General features: G+C 47.4%; 13 protein-coding genes. 3 read left to right on the top strand and 10 right to left on the bottom strand.

Annotated features, from left to right (window positions below; translation table 11 throughout):
• Entirely contained in the window at positions 1–1,581 is a 1,581-nt protein-coding gene (locus tag AB0L18_RS06025; protein ID WP_367391680.1) for a hypothetical protein, read from the top strand.
• 22 nt (positions 1,582–1,603) lie between these two features.
• Here the strand turns inward: AB0L18_RS06025 and AB0L18_RS06020 are convergent, their stop codons facing one another.
• From AB0L18_RS06020 to AB0L18_RS06010, 3 genes are read right to left on the bottom strand one after another with little or no spacing between them, the layout of a single operon-like run.
• The gene (locus tag AB0L18_RS06020; protein ID WP_367391679.1) at positions 1,604–1,975 is read right to left on the bottom strand and encodes a hypothetical protein; all 372 of its coding nucleotides are present in this window, start codon (positions 1,973–1,975) and stop codon (positions 1,604–1,606) included.
• A gap of 1 nt (position 1,976) precedes the next feature.
• A complete protein-coding gene (locus AB0L18_RS06015) occupies positions 1,977–2,492 on the bottom strand; it encodes a hypothetical protein (RefSeq protein ID WP_367391678.1) in 516 nt (171 codons plus the stop codon).
• A gap of 2 nt (positions 2,493–2,494) precedes the next feature.
• Positions 2,495–3,196: a hypothetical protein gene (locus AB0L18_RS06010; protein WP_367391677.1), complete on the bottom strand. Its 702-nt coding sequence runs from the start codon at positions 3,194–3,196 to the stop codon at positions 2,495–2,497.
• A gap of 74 nt (positions 3,197–3,270) precedes the next feature.
• Here AB0L18_RS06010 and AB0L18_RS06005 point away from each other — a divergent pair, with 74 nt between their 5' ends.
• On the top strand, positions 3,271–3,486 hold the full coding sequence (locus tag AB0L18_RS06005) for a helix-turn-helix transcriptional regulator (RefSeq protein ID WP_367391676.1): 216 nt from the start codon (positions 3,271–3,273) through the stop codon (positions 3,484–3,486).
• Between the two features lie 164 nt (positions 3,487–3,650).
• Here AB0L18_RS06005 and AB0L18_RS06000 read toward each other — a convergent pair whose 3' ends face one another.
• From AB0L18_RS06000 to AB0L18_RS05970, 7 genes are all read right to left on the bottom strand, one after another.
• On the bottom strand, positions 3,651–5,036 hold the full coding sequence (locus AB0L18_RS06000; RefSeq protein ID WP_367391675.1) for a YfjI family protein: 1,386 nt from the start codon (positions 5,034–5,036) through the stop codon (positions 3,651–3,653).
• A gap of 206 nt (positions 5,037–5,242) precedes the next feature.
• Entirely contained in the window at positions 5,243–6,160 is a 918-nt protein-coding gene (locus tag AB0L18_RS05995) for a hypothetical protein (RefSeq protein ID WP_367391674.1), read from the bottom strand.
• A 1-nt stretch (position 6,161) separates the two neighbouring features.
• Positions 6,162–6,518, bottom strand: coding sequence for a helix-turn-helix domain-containing protein (locus AB0L18_RS05990; RefSeq protein WP_367391673.1), 357 nt, complete (start codon positions 6,516–6,518; stop codon positions 6,162–6,164).
• Positions 6,519–6,844: 326 nt separating this feature from the next.
• Positions 6,845–7,384 carry an HRDC domain-containing protein gene (locus AB0L18_RS05985; RefSeq protein WP_367391672.1) on the bottom strand — a complete coding sequence of 180 codons (540 nt, stop codon included), beginning with the start codon at positions 7,382–7,384 and terminating at the stop codon, positions 6,845–6,847.
• Positions 7,385–7,638: 254 nt separating this feature from the next.
• Positions 7,639–9,816, bottom strand: a complete 2,178-nt coding sequence (locus AB0L18_RS05980) for a formylglycine-generating enzyme family protein (protein WP_367391671.1) — start codon at positions 9,814–9,816, stop codon at positions 7,639–7,641.
• A 197-nt stretch (positions 9,817–10,013) separates the two neighbouring features.
• A complete protein-coding gene (locus AB0L18_RS05975) occupies positions 10,014–12,233 on the bottom strand; it encodes an SUMF1/EgtB/PvdO family nonheme iron enzyme (protein ID WP_367391670.1) in 2,220 nt (739 codons plus the stop codon).
• 99 nt (positions 12,234–12,332) lie between these two features.
• On the bottom strand, positions 12,333–13,283 hold the full coding sequence (locus AB0L18_RS05970; RefSeq protein WP_367391669.1) for a hypothetical protein: 951 nt from the start codon (positions 13,281–13,283) through the stop codon (positions 12,333–12,335).
• 441 nt (positions 13,284–13,724) lie between these two features.
• On the opposite strand from AB0L18_RS05970, the gene AB0L18_RS05965 reads away from it, so the two are divergent.
• Positions 13,725–16,115, top strand: coding sequence for a TonB-dependent receptor (locus tag AB0L18_RS05965; protein ID WP_367391668.1), 2,391 nt, complete (start codon positions 13,725–13,727; stop codon positions 16,113–16,115).
• Positions 16,116–16,217 lie beyond the last annotated feature (102 nt).

The raw sequence follows: 16,217 nt of genomic DNA, 5'->3' as shown, positions 1-16,217 counted from the left end.
ATGGTTGGTTTTTACCCCAAACGGGTCATTGATAATCCAGAAGAATTATTTGGACGTGAACTATTGTTACAGCAACTTATTCGTCATGTGACTAGGAATAATATTGTTCAAGTTATTGGATTAAGGCGATACGGAAAAACTTCGTTACTAAAATGCTTAGAAACTATAATCAAAAAGGAGGTTAGTGACAGGGTCATTCCTTTTTATATTGATTTTAAGGAGGAGGGATCAATGATTAAGGGTACTAGTAATGTTTATCGATATTTAATTGCTAGAGTTGTTGAAAAGCTTGCCTATGAAAAATTATTTTGCTCTGATATTGATATTAGAGGAGTTGCCTTAAGTCCTGTGGACGATTGGCTAGATTGTTATGATTACCTACAGGAACATAAGGATGTTAGGATTTTAACTGTTTTCAAAGAGGTTATCTATTTTTTTTCGGAGTTATCAGGTAAGACTATCTATTTTTTATTTGATGAATATGAATATTTGTTTAGACACGTATTTGATGAGCCCGTGGGATTCATGGCGATGCGTACCCTTTCTGCCCATCATTTGCCTAATGGACAAAGTCCTTTTGGTTTTATTGTTTCAGGAGCATACACCTTTGAGCATTTGTGTACGATTACAGGGTCAGGAGAATTAAATGTAATATCTGATACTGTATATGTTCCTCCTTTAACAAAAGAGGCCTTTACTGAAATGTGGGAATTTGAATGTAAAAGAGTAGATACTGGGACACTTGACTTAGCTGATGAGATGAGTTTTCTATATGAGGCTTCTGGAGGAGTTCCTTTCTACGCAAAGGTGATTGGTGAACAATGGGTAGTTAGGCAGGAAAGGCCAACGTATCTTAATTTATCATCTTACTTCGAAGAAATATATCCAAGCCTTTCAATAGAGGAACATTCAGTAATAAAAAGCCTTTCCTATGAAAAAAAGCAAAAAGAAAACAGTTACCACGTCGGTCTTCTTCAACGAAAAGGTCTAGTAGTTAGGGAAGATGATGGTTTGTGTCGTTTGTTTAGTAAGTTTTTTAACCAATACTTAGAATCAAAAAGAAAGCAAACAGCCCCCTACCAGGTAGATCACCAAAACGTAAGCGAGAGAGTTAAAAAAATCACTAAGTTGATTACGATAATTAACAATACGTCGGATAATAGAGCAGGAATGTATGTTTTTAATCCTACTAATGACGATGGCTTATTGTTCGATGACCTACGAGCACTTTGTTCCACAGATGCATTGTTTGCGGATTTTGCTAGCTCCTTGTACAAAATAATTTTTGAAAGAACAAAGGATAGTCATGGGGGTAACCTAAAAACCTTACCAACGGCATTTCAACGAAAAAATAGGTTTGTTAAAGTTGTTGACATTCTTCGGCATTCCTTAGGAGGGGGGCATCTTATGGATAGTTTTCAAGCTAGATCAGGTCAATTGTCCAAAGCAGACATGCTAAAACTATTGACAGGTAAAAAAAATGATCCATCATCTACAGAAGATTTTATTTATTTACAAATAAAAGTACTGGATTTGTTCGAGCAATATCTAATTGAGTTAAAACAAGAAGTTGAAAAATAAATAATTAACAGTATTTGTAATACTAGTCTAGGATATTTTTTACTTCTCTTAAAGCATCTAAGAAACCAGTAAAATCTCCTTCCACTTGCTCTAGAAAGGCGGTCAATTCCCGAATAAATACCTGTAATGGTTCTTCGTCAGGATGAATGGGGATTCGGATTTCTACCGTTTGATTTTCAGGCTCGTAGGTCGTATAAGTTTCTGCTTCTGGGGCTTCGGCTACGATTGGGATAAAGTAAATAGTACGAATCGAAGCGGCATATTGGTGTAGATCAATACGGCTATTGAGCAAGTCTTCCAGACTTGCAATCCGCAACGCCAAATCCTGATGCTCCTCCGGCACCACTGCGCCAAAGCGAAATAAACGGGTATCTTTTTCAGTAGCAGTTTCCATATCAATTGTCCTGTTTGTTGCCGGGTGGGCGAATCAAGGGTACGGGGCGGGCCAGGTTTTCCGGGTGGAGGGCGTAATGGTAAATTTTGAGCTTCTCCTGCCGCAGACATTCCTGTAAAGGGCCGACGTACTGGGTGACGTAGAGCAAATTATTGTCTACGTGCCAGCGACCGTAGCGGCCCTGCTCGCCTTTGCGGGTGACGCCGTACTTCCAGACGTTGCCACGCCGAAGAAAGATACTACTTTTTGGCGTACAATGAAAGCAAGGGTATTGCCCGTCGCGGGCCGCGATGAGGACGTACTGTTCGGCTTCGTTGAGTTCTTCCAGCTCGCGGGCGAGTTTGGCGGCTCGCTCGGGGGCGAGTTCGGTGGAGCCGTCGGGTTGGGTGATGATGAATTCCTTGGCGGCGAATACGACGAGGAGTATCGCCGCTAATAAAAACCACCAGGGTGTTTTTGGGCCAGGACTAGCCGTGTCCACTTCCACCTTCGTGTGTATTTGAATGAGGGTTAGCATGTTTAACGGGAACTGGTGAAGAGGGAGGCTGTTGAACTATCGCGTTGCAGCGTAGTAAACAGCTCGGAGTAGGAGTAAATCACGAAGGCGATCAAGGCCGAGAGCGTTAAACGGATCACCAGATCGGGGAGGGTACAGTAGTAAAGGATGTTGATCCAGCATTGTACCACGGCGAAGATGATTAACATGCCCTTGCGGGCCTGGTGCACGGTTAACATCAGCGCCGTTAACTCGGAGACGGTCGCGAAGATGTAGCCTAGCAGCAGGCCATCGTTTTCGCTCACGCGGTGTACCAGCGAAGCCAGGTGGTGGATCTGGATGCTCAGTGCTCCCAGCAAGGTCAGAAAGATAGCGGCCCGAGAAGTCGTCCAGCGGGCCAGCGATTCAATGGCCTGAATAAGGGCGGGTTTATCATCGACTGCGGGAGCGGGAAAACCCTCCGCTACGGGCAAATCTCCCGTCTCGCGGGTTTTGGTGGGTGTTGCTTTAATAGGCACAGCACCCAAGGTTTGCAGCTTGTTCAACACGCAGGTGCGCGTTTCTCCTTTTGCCGTTTTTAGCCTATATTGGAGCAACTTTACATAGTCCTCTTTCGACAGGCGTTGTTGATCATCCAGCGTCAGGTTTAACCGTCCAACGGCCTGGGTGCAGCGTTGGTGAGAGGAGTAAACACCGGGCCATATTTTTTGCGTAGCGTAGCGCATAAGTTGGTCTTGTTTTTAATCATTAATCAAAAATAGTCTTTTGTCGACTATTTTAAAAGTCTTTAAACGACTTTATGCCGCAAAAAGCATACAATCGTATCAAGGAGGTCCTCCGGGAGCAAGGCCGCACCAATAAATGGTTGGCTGCTCAGTTGGACAAAAACGACGTTACCGTTTCCCGCTGGTGCCGCAATGTGCAGCAGCCAGACCTGGAAACCCTCTACCGTATTGCGGAATTACTGGGCATCCACGCTCGTGACTTGCTCGTAGAGGATACGGAACAGGAATAGCAAGCTGCATTCAGCAATCAGGTATAATTGGTTGATAGTCAATTTTTTGAACCTGTTTTAAGCTGCTGCAATCAGGCGATTTTTTCAGCAGTGACCTTGTTGTTTGCAGCGATTGCAGCCTGGGTATTGTAATGATCCTACACTTACTAAGTGTTGAAAAACAGCTACTTAACCCTTCTGAGCAGTGATTGCTGATTGCAGCTCTCACAATCGCACTGCCGCAAGTGGAAAGTGATCGTCGGTTTGCCACCCGAGCTGTTTTGTTGTTGTCGTATTTTTCCGTAACCCTCTTTTTCAAGATCATCGAATAGCTTACGTGCTGCTCCGGCTGTTTTTACACCCGCCACTTTTTTGGTGTAGCAATCGCGTAAGGTCATTGGCTCACCGTGGGTATTGAGGGCTTCCAGAGCACGATGGTTTTTGGAATTCACTTCACTACCTTCAATCGTAGCGTAAACTTTCCGGGCCTGGTCCTTGAAGTACTGTAGCAAAAGCATGGCACCCTGTACGGCCTCCTCCTCTATTTGATGACTGTTGGGGTCATGGCACAGCTGCAAGAGCAGGGTGAAGCGAAAGAAATAAGCCTCCATTTTACTAAAAGCCGATTTCAAGAAAGGATCTCCCTCCCGATTGATATCGTCATTATTGATCGTGACCACTTTGATAAAGTCGGTGCGGGCGCTGGGGGAGAAACCCAGGGCAATGGGTTGGGATGTACCCTCCGGCGTAAGTTCTGGCGCTAATGCGTAGAGTTGATCGTAAAGGTCTTGGTACTGCTGGCGCAAGATTTTCGCGACCACTTCATCCGTCCACTCATTATCCATCTCTTCGGGGTAAGCAAAGAGGATACGGTCGATAAACCCGTCGTGATCTTTGCCTTTGAAAATCTTCAGTCGGTCGGGTTGAACACCTCCAATCACACTCACAAAAGGGCGGGGAATGACGATGGGTTCCTCTCTTGATGAACGATCCACCGTAATCATACTACAGCTCCACAGGGAAAGCCAGTGGTCACGATCCGCACCTTTACTTTTGCGGTACTGGTCCATGGAGTTGACCCACGCGGCTATTTCATCGAGGCCCAGCAAGAGTCCTTTCGGGTTTTGTTCCAGCAGCTTGGCCAGGGCCTCAAAGGTGAAATCAGAAAAGAAATTCCGCACCGGGAGAGGCTTCTCGGGTTTGGGCCCGCGCTGTTTAGGCTCCGTTTCTTCCCAAACCTCCAGCTCTTGTTCGTACTGGGTCCGTGCTAGCTCATATTCCTGGTAAAGTGCTAATTGCTTTTTCTTCACAGGCCTCAGCACTTCCTTGAACACCGGCGACTTCTTGGAGGAAGGTGGTGCCACAATAGCTCCGTAAAAGACGGGCGGTTCCGTCCACCCCTCTTTTATTTGTACGACCCGAGAAGTACCGATCGCGCTGGAAAGCGTCCCCAGCAGAAGTGCCCCCACCAAATCGGCCGGACAAACCATGGCGGTAGCTACATTGCGGACATACTTCGCCAGGCTCTCCGGGAAAACATCCACCGGAAAGGGAGAAAAATAATATTGCATATCGTATTTGATTATCCTCGATTGTATATCTCGCGCAGAGACGCAGAGGCGCAGAGTTTTTTTTGGTCGCTAAACAGAGATGACATCATTCCTTTTTATGAGACTTTTCATCACTATAGATCCAACTAGAAATAGTCAAAATGTTTCTACTTGATAACCCGCAATAAAAAACCTCCGTGTCCCTGTGCCTCCGTGGCTAAAAAAAGTCAAAGTGAGGACCCCTTAGTTAAAAACTGACCATGCTCTGCTCGGTTATTACGGTAAGCACTGGCTACGGTAGCGCGGATTTCTTTTTCTGGTAATTCGTACTCGCCCACCATCCACTGGGCTATTTCGCTTTCCAGCAGGCCAAAGCGGTTGCAATTGCAAGCTAGGTGGTGGAGGTAATCGTTGCGCTGACCTTCCACAAAGGAGAAGTTCCTTTCGGTAAACTTTACCGCCAAGTCCAGGCGCTCCTGTTCCGTTTTCGGAAGGGTGCGAATGATGGCACCCTCCCTTGGTGGCAAGGGCGTAGACGGTTCCTGGTAAGGCAAGATTTTCCAATCCTGCTCCTTCGCGCTAAACTCCTTCTGGAAGACCGGTACAAACCAGGCCTGGTGCACCCGAATATCGTGATGGTCAGGGTTGATCTTGCCATTGGTAATTCGGTATAAATACCGCAGGTAATCAAGCACCACTTGTCGGTAATGCTCCTCGTTGATGACGGGCTGGTCGGTACGTAGCACAAAGCGGATTCCGCAAGCCGACGGCGTGAGGTACATCCAGTAATAAGGGAGCTCCGCGCGTTGGTGAAACTGCCAGAAAAAATAGAACGCTTGCGCCTTGGCACAGGCCAGGGTTTTCTGATCGCCAGCCTTGATCCGCTTTTTCCATTTCTCGGGCGTATCGAGTTCCAGTATGACAAAGCAAGTAGGAAAAAGCTGTTGGTTACTCAAACTGCCCAGCTGGCGGTTGAAGCCCATTGCAGGGAAATTGGCCTTATCTTCCGGGTGCAATTGCATTTCCCTGGGGAAGATACGGTTGGCCAATACCTCGGCCACCGTAAAATCTTCCCAGGCTGTATTGATCCGTCGTTTCATCACGATGTTTCGCTCCATATCACGGAGCTGATCTAGCGACGGCATCTTAAAAGCCCGTTTTCGTAGCCCGCAGGTACTGCTCGGCAATCTCGTTGAGATCTTCCGTCGTTTTCCGGCGGCCCGATTCCACCCAGGCCAGCAGTTCCGACTTGCGGAAGTACAAGCGTCGTCCTTTCTTGAAATGTGGAATCTCTCCCCGACTTACCCGTTGGTACCCCGTAGATTGGGCGATCCCCAGGAAGTCGCACATCTCCAGAAAATCAAAAAAGACGTCTTCCTCGGTCTTAGAGGGGGGCGTTTGTCCTGGGATTCCTTCTTCCCGCAGCTTCTCGGCAAAGGCCAGTAAATCTTCTTTCTTAATCTCAATTTTGGCCCACTCAGGCAATTGGCTAATGTCAATCATAGTTCACTATTTTAGCGCATTATTAAATGGATAACGGCTGCAAGTAGCGATGACCAACGTTATTTTACAATAGCGGTGGCAGGGAAACCCCTTCTGAGTGGCAGGGGTGGCAGGGAAAGTGGATTTGAGCGACAGAGGTGGCAGATGGGGTGGCAGGGAAAAGAAGTAGTGCCTTCACCAGTACCATGATTACCGACACCACTTCTTTGAATTATTTGACGCTACTCAAAGCGTGCCGCACCACCGACGGGACAGGGGGAGTGACGGGACAACCAACCGTAGTGGATTGTCTGCTGCACAAAGTTCTGTATTCGCAAGACGGAAACCTATATTGTTGTTCCTATTGCCGGGGCTATTGTTGTTGCGATTAGTGCAACGTACGTTGGCCAGGTTGTTGTTCCATGACCCGCCACGTTATTTATGGGCGGAGCGGGAGCTTGCTTTTCCTGCTCTTCGTAAAAAGCTTTGATCAGGTTGATAATCGTGCGCCCGTATTTCTCGATACGCTGCTTGCCGTATCCTTTGACTAGCTTGAAGCCTTCCAACGTTTTAACCGGCTGCTTGATAATAGCGGTCAACTGCGCATTGGTGGCAATCAAATAGACCGGAATGCCTGCCTTCGCCCCCTGTTCTTTGCGCCATTCCCGCAGCCGCTGAAACAGGATTTGCTGGGCATCGTCCAGATCGCGCACCTTTTCGGTCTTCCTGGGTAGGACGGTATCGTAATGAATCGCCACCGACCAATACGCCTGCCCTTCCTGCCGGAAAAAGTGACTCTCTATGCGATGTACCTGCTTGTTCTGGCAAAAGTCTGCTACCAGCTCATCATCAAAGCCTTCGGTCTTCCCATCAAAGGGCAGGGTCATGATCTTGATTTGCATATATACGATTGCATTAACCTATATATAGCGATTGAAAAAAAACCGCTTGCGCTTCGCGCTATATATATGGCTATATCCCTGAGGATATATCAATCTTACCTTCGGTATATATATTTTTTTTCAAAAAAATGGGTCAGCATTGCTGATGCACTGCTGACCCATCTTCAGACGGACGAGCAAAGCTCGTTTCCGCCTACCTCCCAAACCTGCAAAAGGTAATAAGGTAAAAAGGTTAAAAACTAACGCCCCGCCCTCGCAAGACGGAAACCTATAAGGCTGAGCCTAAAGCCGGGGCTATTGTCGCCGCGACTAGTGCAACGTACGTAGGCCGGGCTGAAGTTCCATGACCCGCCGCGAAGCACCCGGTTGGAGCCCGAAGTAGGTCCCTGAGGATTGTTGCGCGGCGAATTTTTGTAATAATCACTAGCGAACCAATCCCAGCACCATTCCCATACATTGCCGCTCATGTCGTGCAATCCGAGACTGTTAGGGCTGTTGAGACTGCCTACTTGAACGCTTTTTTCTCGATACACACCCGAGCGTGAATAAGACTCTTTTTCATCTGGATCGCCATCAAAATTAATCTCCGCCGGATCGGCGATATCCTTGCCGTTGCCAAAGCGTACTTTTTGGCCGCCCTGCCGGGCTGCATATTCCCACTCCGCCTCGGTAGGCAGGCGGTAGCCGTTGGCCTCCCAGTTGGCGCGGATGTTGTCGCAGTTGCCGCTGTATATTGTTTGCAGGCCATTTTTTGTACTTAGCCAGTTGGCGTACTCCACCGCGTCGCACCAGCTTACATTGATGGCGGGGCGTTGGTCGCGCCCCCAGCCACTATCGCTGGGTTTGTCACGGCCGGTGGCGGTGCAGAAGGCATCATATTCGGCAAAGGTCACTTCGGTGGGGCTGAGGTAGAAAGTGCTCACCTCTACGGTGTGAACGGGCTTCTCGTCGTCGTCGCCTTCGTTGTATTGGTCGCCCATCTGGAAGGTACCGCCGGGGATGCGGATGAAGTTGTCGGGGGCGGTTCCACCATAGGTGCCGCCGCTTACCTGGTCTCCGGTTACCTCAAAGCTGGCAAAAACGTACAACTCAAAGCCGCCACTACGCCCCACGGGCATCATCCATATTTGGCGCAATTCACGCAGCAATTCTACTTCACGAGTGCTGCTATAGCCCGTAAGGGAGAGGTCTTCAATTTCAATGGCTTCAATACGTTTGGTCGTGGTACTGTGAGATTGGCGCAGGTTTTCGGTAAGTTCCTCTGCTTTTTTGGCCAGGGCGGCTTTTACATCGCCATCTGTAGAAACAAAAGCATCTTTCACGAAAATTTCCCGGCTTTTAGTGGTGCGCCAGTTTTTTTCCAGCTCTGCGAGTTGGGTTTTGATGTGGCGCAAGATATCATCCGCGCTGCGAGTAAGGTTATTGCGGTCAAAAGAAAGGCTCAATTGGTTGCAATATTGCTGTATTTTCTGACTGCGGTTGGCATACTGGCTGCGGAGATCCGTAATCTGAGCATCCAGGTTGCGGATGTTTCGCTCACTGGCACTGATGAAGCGCTGGCGACTATCATCGGCATTGGTGTTGGCGTCGGCGATGGTACGCTGCCAGAGGAGTACCTGGTCTTCAATGGCGGTGATTTCAGCAGCATCTACCCCTTGGCGCAGCAGGGTACGGGAAAACTCCGTTTCCAGTAGAGGGTTAATCACCAAGGCTTGTTCATTGCCACTTGCGGCCTCCAAACCGGCATTTTCATCGGGTGCCAATGGCGTTACCCTCACCTTTGCCATATAGAGGTAGTCGCCCTTGGCGGTATTGACCTCATCTAGCAGTACTGATTCGGCCTCCACCTTGCCTTTCGTCAGCGCATTGATAACATCTCGAACCTGCTGCTGATCGGTCACGCGGGTGAGGCGTTCGATCACGGTGCCGTTCAGGTCTTCAATGGCCCGTAGTTCCAGCGCGCGCTGAGCGGCCTGGCGCCACTCGTTCGCATTGCCGAAGGGGTCTATCCCTCGCAGATATACGACAAAGAGACCGCTCTGCCCCTGGTTTTTCAGTTGGCTTTGCAGGGCCTGAAGGGCTTCTTGCTTACTGGCTTCCAGCTCTGTAATTTGCTGTTGCATACCCTTTACATCCCTTACCGTAAGCACCTCCTGGTACAACTGGGTCAGTTGCTTGGTCTTGTTGTCGATGTCCGTCAGGGCCACATCCATCTCCAGTCGGCAACGTTGGATGAGGCGCTCGGCTTCAGCTATATCCGACGGTTCAAAGATCGCCCGGTTCTGGTCAATGATGTCGGTAATCTGCCGTGCCCCAAAGGGTGCCCGAGCAAGGGTGATAGGCGTAGACGGGGCGCAGGTTTGGGCACCGAGTGCTGCACTGCATAAAAAGAGGAGGAGGGAGAAAAGATGCTTCATATTGGGTGTTATGCTGATAAAGAGTTGTAGAGATTAGGTTGTTGTATTGTAGTTATTGGTTTGAGCTAAGTTTTAAATCGGAATGAAGTTTTTACTTTAAAGCTCCGTACCACTCCTCATCTTCCATAGCAGCAGTCCGCAATTGCTCAAAAGTTAGAGCAAGAGGGCACCATGAAGTAGACGCTAAGCGATACCTCCTAACTGCGGGCCAAGCGGAAGCCAACATTGCCGTCACGATAAGTCGGCGTGAACCAGCCCCGAAAAGCGGAGCGGCAATACATCGGATTCATGAGCCAACTGCCGCCGCGATTCGTACGGTAAGAGCCCGATCCAGGCCCACGTGGATTTTGTTGCGGCGAGCTAGGGTAATCGCCAAGCCAATCCCAGCACCATTCCCATACATTTCCGCTCATATCGTGTAATCCTAGGCTGTTTGGGCTATTGAGACTGCCTACTGGAAGAGTTTGTCTGCGATAAGTTCCTACGCGGTAATAGCTGATTTTATAGCCTGGGGAAGCATCAAAATTAATCTCCGCCGACTCGGCGGTATCTTTTCCGTTGCCCAAGCGCACTTCTTGGCCACCCTGCCGAGCTGCGTATTCCCACTCCGCCTCGGTAGGCAGGCGGTAGCCGTTGGCCTCCCAGTTGGCGCGGATGTTGTCGCAGTTGCCGCTGTATACTTTTTGCAGGTTGTTCTGTTCGCTTAGCCAGTTGGCGTAATCTACCGCGTCGCACCAACTTACATTGATGGCGGGGCGCTGGCTCCGTCCCCAGCCTTCATCGTCAGGTTTGTTACGCTTGGTAGCGGTACAGAAGGCATCATATTCAGCGAAGGTCACCTCTGTAGAACTTAGGTAAAAGTTACTCACTTTTACGGTATGTACAGGCTTTTCGCCGTCGTCACCTTCGTTGTATTGGTCGCCCATTTGGAAGGTGCCACCAGAGATGTGTATGAAGTTATCACTTACCAGCGTTTTGTAATTAGAGGAAGTCGAGTTTAAAGAGTAGTTATTCGACCTATTCCTTTCTGTAGCCTCGTCCTTTATTTTAAATGTGGCAAACACGACCACATTGAAAGAACCATTAGCTTGCCCCGCACACATCACAGAGACTCTATTTAACTCCCTGTAGAATTCTATCTGGCGGGTATTTTGGTAGTTCGCTACGGAATAATCTTCCAAATCCAGTATTTCCTCATTTTTGGTGACTTTAGTATAATCTGCTCGTAGCCGTTCGGTAAGTTTAATACTTTCTTCCGCTAAGATATCTAGTGGATTACCTGAAATAGTAATAGAGGATTTCCTGAAGAGTATCTCTTCGTCTTTTGTGATACGCCAGTTGTTTTGGCTACTTTGTAGCTGTTGTTGAATCGCATTTAGAACACGCTGGGCGCTACCGTTTAGATTGTTGTCATCGAAACGGATACCCATTTCAGTGCAGTATTGATTGATTCGGCTACTCCGCTGGTTTAGTTGTTCACGTAGATTATTGATTTGCGTATCAATTTCGCGAACCTGTTGTTCGCCGGAGCTTGCTATTTGGAGTTGACTACTATCTATGTTCTTGTTATGGTTCACAATGTTCTCATTCCAATTACCTAGTAATTGCTGAATGGTTGTAATGTGGACGGGATCAACACCAAGGCTCTGAAGATCAACGTTGTAATTATGGTCAACGATTGGGTTGAAGACACTGGCTCTAGCTTCTGATTGTAAACTGATTCCATTAAATGTAGTTTTGCTCAATGGAGTCACATTAACCGATGCAAAATAGATGTAATACTCTTGGCCTTTTCTGAAATCAGGGACATCATATATTATCCGGTCTAGCGTTACTTCTCCTGCTGTAATGCTGGAAATAATGTCACTCACGTCTTGTTGATTTATTACTTCACTGATTCGTCTTATACTGGTACCGTTTATTTCCTCTATAGCACGTTGAGTAAGAGATTGTTTAGCTTGATTCTGAAACTCTTTCACATCTGTTAGTACGCTAGTAACAGGTAGAAAAACAATATACAAGCCCTTTCGTTGAAACCTTTGCATACGTTCTTCCAAGGAAGCCAAGGTCTCCATTTTACTTTTTTCAAGGTCTTCAATCTGTTGTTTCGTTCCCTGAACGTCACGAATGGACAGTACTTCCTGGTAGTTATGAGTCAGGATGGAGATTTCATTCTCTATACCAAGCAAGCGTCCGGCTCGTTCCTGATTACAGGTTTCGACATTGCGAATTGCTTTTTCTATTTTTTGCTCATCAAATAGTGCGTTATTGCCATTGGCTTGGAGTAAGTCCTTAATTTGGGCGACTTGCATATCCTTACCAGAGACCGAAATGGGTGTAGGTGGTAAGCAATTAGTATTTTGTGCAGCTAGTGCATAAGTAAATACGAAGAGGGCTGATAACAAAAAGTGTCTCATACTAGAAAGTAGGTCTGAAGTAGGTATGTCCATACGGCAAAAGCCGTAACCATTCGGTTACGGCTTCTGCCAAAGATAATTTAAAATACAGAATGTATATTAAATCATCCCAATCAACCATGGTAGTACCTTCTTTCCTACACGAAGAACCCCTTTCCAGAAGCGGCCTTTTTTAGTACTCTCATCAATGCGTACTTGGAATACCCCTCTTGAGGTTTGCACCGCTTCAATGATTTCTACTCCTTTCTGTGCCTGTAGTTGGTCCAGTACTTCACGTGCTAAATTGAGGTAAAGGCCATATTCTCTGTTTACTTTTTCATACAACTCAGAAAAGTCAAATAGTACCGCCCCATCCTGATCTACAATCACAGGGAAAAGTGCTGGATCAATTTTTGCACCCTTAAAATCGAAAGCGATTTTTGGAATTCGCACCTCCTTTACAGGCGTGCCATCCGCAGGGCGTTCCAGGACTATTTTTCCTCCCTCACTTGTAGCTGTAGGTAGCGTTTTGAAGACAGTAGTCGTAAACTCTTCTAACTCTTCGGGAGTAGGCTCCGGTTCTGGTATAGAACTAGCCGTGCCTGTGGTCTTGTTTTTAGCTTTTACTTCATCAATAACTAAATCAGCTAGGCTGCCCGCACCGTAGAGCGGCATACGCACACGTACTACTACGGCTCCGTCCTCCACTATAGCCGAACCAACCTGTCTGGCGCCTACTACGTCCCCTTCCACTTTGGCAGTGATTACATAGCTCTCTGTCATGAAATCTCGTACGCGAGTTTCGCCTGAAATAGTTACGCCTTTAATTGTTTCAAGTAAGTTGGCTTTAGCAACCACTACAGCACCACGCTTCGCTAGTGCTTCTGCTTGTCGAGTATTTTCATACTTTGTGTCAATAACAGCAAAGCCTTCCGCTTCAATATATCCTTGGGTCCAGTTAATCAGCCCATCATCGGTAGTTTCAATAACGTCGGTACTTTCCTGGGTGAAGCTCAGTATCGGTAGTGTACAAAGTAGGGCAAAAAAGATTGACTTAAGTAGGTTCATCATACTAGGGTTTGATGTTTGTTAGAATTGCGCAAAGGTAATGATCTAAAATGTTAACGTAAGTTATCGAACTTAAAAAGTAGTCTTAAAACTAGGATTCAAACTAAACGCGAAGTTAGAATGAGATCGAAAAATCCAGAATGTGTTGTTAATTTAGAGCTTGTTTAGCTTACGCCGATGAGCTTCGCTGATCGCTCCTTTGGGGCTCAGTAAAAGATAAATATTTGTTTTGTACCTCATTTGTACCCCTAAAGGAGGTTGTCTTATATAATTAATTGATAATCATAAATTAATAATATTTTCACACTTCCTGCATTGGGAAGTAACCCCCAAAAACCACCCCCATTCACCCTGCAAAACCGACGATTCAACAGGAAACACTGTTGTCGTACCCACATAAGCAGCAGCTTTGGTACATCATAATTTACTAAAGCTCACTTTATCATGTTACGACTACTATTTATTTTATCTTTCCTGATTTCTGGGGTAGCGCTTGCTGCCCAGCAAACGATCAAAGGTACACTGGTGGACCAGCAGTCCGAGATGCCGCTGATTGGTGCTGCTGTTGAACTGCTGGATGCAGAACACACCCTCGGAACAGTGACCGATATCGACGGCTATTTTCGCCTGGAAAATGTGCCTTATGGCCGCCAAGTACTTAGGGTTACCTACCTGGGGTACGAAACACTGACGATTCCCAATATTGTCGTAGGTGCAGGAAAAGAAGTCATCCTGCAACTCACCATGGAAGAGGCGATTGCTGAACTTGATGCCGTGGTAGTGACGGCCAATGTCGACAAAGATCGTCCGCAGAATGAATTGGCCACCATCTCGGCACGTACCTTCTCTGTAGAAGAAGTGAATCGCTATGCTGGCGGCAACAGTGATGTCGCGCGTCTGGCTAGCAATTTTGCCGGGGTATCTACCGCCAATGACTCCCGCAACGATATTGTCATTCGTGGTAATTCTCCTACGGGGGTGCTTTGGCGACTGGAAGGCATTCCTATTCCCAACCCCAATCACTTTTCTACGCTGGGCACAACGGGTGGCCCGGTGAGTGCGCTCAACCCCAACTTACTCCGTAATTCGGACTTTCTGACCAGCGCTTTCCCCGCAGAATATGGGAATGCCCTGGCGGGTGTTTTTGACCTAGGGCTACGCACCGGCAACCGCGACCGCCACGAGTTTATGCTTCAGCTAGGGGCGTTTAGCGGACTGGAAGGTATGGCGGAAGGGCCACTGCTCAATACGGGGTCTTATGTGGTGGCTGGACGTTATTCTTTTGTAGGCCTAGCGGCCGCAGCCGGCATCCCGGTGGGAACCAATGCCACCCCCAATTACCAAGACCTTACCTTTAAACTTGATTTCGGTAACGGCAAAGCCGGAAAGTTTGTCCTTTTTGGAATTGGCGGGCGCAGTGACATTGATTTCCTACACGATGAAATTGATGAGAACGACCTCTTCGCTGCTGCCGATGAAGATGCTTTCGCTAAATCCAGCTTTGGTGTCTTGGGGCTTCGGCATAATCTCATCCTGAGTGAAAATGCTTATCTGAGAACAGTGATAGCAGGCACCAGCTCTGGCAACACCTTTACCCAGGATCGGTATTTTTTGCAGGATACGGAAGAAGAGTTTAAGGTGCCTTATGCTGATGTGGATAACACAGAAAACCGCTATTCTCTTTCCTCTTACGTAAATAAAAAGTTCAATGCCAGGTGGACGGCCCGCGCTGGTATATTGGCTGAATTGTACGACTATGACCTCAATGCGCTTGATGCTGAAGAAGGGCCAGATACTAACGGCGATGGGATCCGGGAACTAACACTTGCCTACCAGTTTCAGGACCAAGCAACGATTCTGCAGCCTTTTCTACAAACCCAGTACCGCTTCAGCGAAAAGTGGACGTTGAATGCAGGGCTGCACGCACAGTATTTGGATATCAATGATGCAACGGCACTCGAACCCAGGGTGGCTGTCAATTGGGACTTTGCGCCACTACAACGTCTGACTTTGGGTTATGGCCTACATAGCCAGGCGCAACCCATTCCTATCTTGTTGGCTGCTTCTGTTGATGATCAGGGACAAGTAAGCAGGCCCAACGAAGCGCTTGATTTTACCCGCAGCCAGCATTTTGTATTGGGCTACGATTATAAATTTTCTCCAGCTTGGCGCTTGAAATTGGAAGCTTACTATCAAGATGTGAGCGAGGTGCCTGTAGATCCCTTTGCCAGTTCTTTCTCCATGCTCAATACCGGAGCAGACTTTGTTTTTCCACGCAATAAATTAGGACTGATCAACGCAGGATCTGGTGAGAATTATGGAATAGAATTGACACTGGAAAAATTCTTTAGTAATAATTATTACGGCTTACTTACGGCCTCGGTTTATGATTCCCGCTACACGGGGAGCGATGGGGTAGAACGGAGTACAGCCTTTAATAATTCCTATGTACTGAATCTCCTGGCGGGTAAAGAGTGGAACTTCGGGCATGATGGCAAAAATGCCTTTACGGTAGATACCAAAGTTACCACCGCTGGAGGCAGACCTTATACCCCAACAGATTTGGCGGCATCTCAAGCCGCTGGCTTTCAGGTGGATGTAGAAGAGGAGGCTTTTAGTCTAACGCTAGATCCTTACTTTCGTTGGGACCTCAAGTTTGGTGTTACCATGAACAATGCCAAACGTAAACTTACCCACCGCTTTTACTTGGATTTTCAGAACTTGACCAACCAGGACAATGTCTTTGTCCGCCGCTACAACCGACAATCTAACCAAGTAGACGAAGTTTATCAACGTGGTTTCTTTCCCGACTTTTTATACCGGATACAGTTTTAAGTGACGGAACAACTAAGACTTATTTATTACACCCTCCTTGTCGTTGCATGCGGCAGAGAGGGTGTTGTCTTTAATTCTACAGTAATAAGCTCGTCCTTTTTT

Origin of the sequence: Lewinella sp. LCG006 (genome assembly GCF_040784935.1) — a bacterium.
GTDB lineage: Bacteria > Bacteroidota > Bacteroidia > Chitinophagales > Saprospiraceae > Lewinella.
The sequence above is the reverse complement of the archived record's forward strand: the minus strand, read 5'-3'. Positions and strand labels throughout refer to the sequence as shown.

Coding starts and splice junctions, on each gene's coding strand:
- AB0L18_RS06020 (WP_367391679.1), bottom strand. CDS start 1,975: ATGGAAACTGCTACTGAAAAAGATACCCGTTTATTTCGCTTTGGCGCA.
- AB0L18_RS05990 (WP_367391673.1), bottom strand. CDS start 6,518: ATGATTGACATTAGCCAATTGCCTGAGTGGGCCAAAATTGAGATTAAG.
- AB0L18_RS05980 (WP_367391671.1), bottom strand. CDS start 9,816: ATGAAGCATCTTTTCTCCCTCCTCCTCTTTTTATGCAGTGCAGCACTC.
- AB0L18_RS06025 (WP_367391680.1), top strand. CDS start 1: ATGGTTGGTTTTTACCCCAAACGGGTCATTGATAATCCAGAAGAATTA.
- AB0L18_RS06010 (WP_367391677.1), bottom strand. CDS start 3,196: ATGCGCTACGCTACGCAAAAAATATGGCCCGGTGTTTACTCCTCTCAC.
- AB0L18_RS05970 (WP_367391669.1), bottom strand. CDS start 13,283: ATGATGAACCTACTTAAGTCAATCTTTTTTGCCCTACTTTGTACACTA.
- AB0L18_RS05995 (WP_367391674.1), bottom strand. CDS start 6,160: ATGCCGTCGCTAGATCAGCTCCGTGATATGGAGCGAAACATCGTGATG.
- AB0L18_RS05985 (WP_367391672.1), bottom strand. CDS start 7,384: ATGACCCTGCCCTTTGATGGGAAGACCGAAGGCTTTGATGATGAGCTG.
- AB0L18_RS05975 (WP_367391670.1), bottom strand. CDS start 12,233: ATGAGACACTTTTTGTTATCAGCCCTCTTCGTATTTACTTATGCACTA.
- AB0L18_RS05965 (WP_367391668.1), top strand. CDS start 13,725: ATGTTACGACTACTATTTATTTTATCTTTCCTGATTTCTGGGGTAGCG.
- AB0L18_RS06015 (WP_367391678.1), bottom strand. CDS start 2,492: ATGCTAACCCTCATTCAAATACACACGAAGGTGGAAGTGGACACGGCT.
- AB0L18_RS06000 (WP_367391675.1), bottom strand. CDS start 5,036: ATGCAATATTATTTTTCTCCCTTTCCGGTGGATGTTTTCCCGGAGAGC.
- AB0L18_RS06005 (WP_367391676.1), top strand. CDS start 3,271: ATGCCGCAAAAAGCATACAATCGTATCAAGGAGGTCCTCCGGGAGCAA.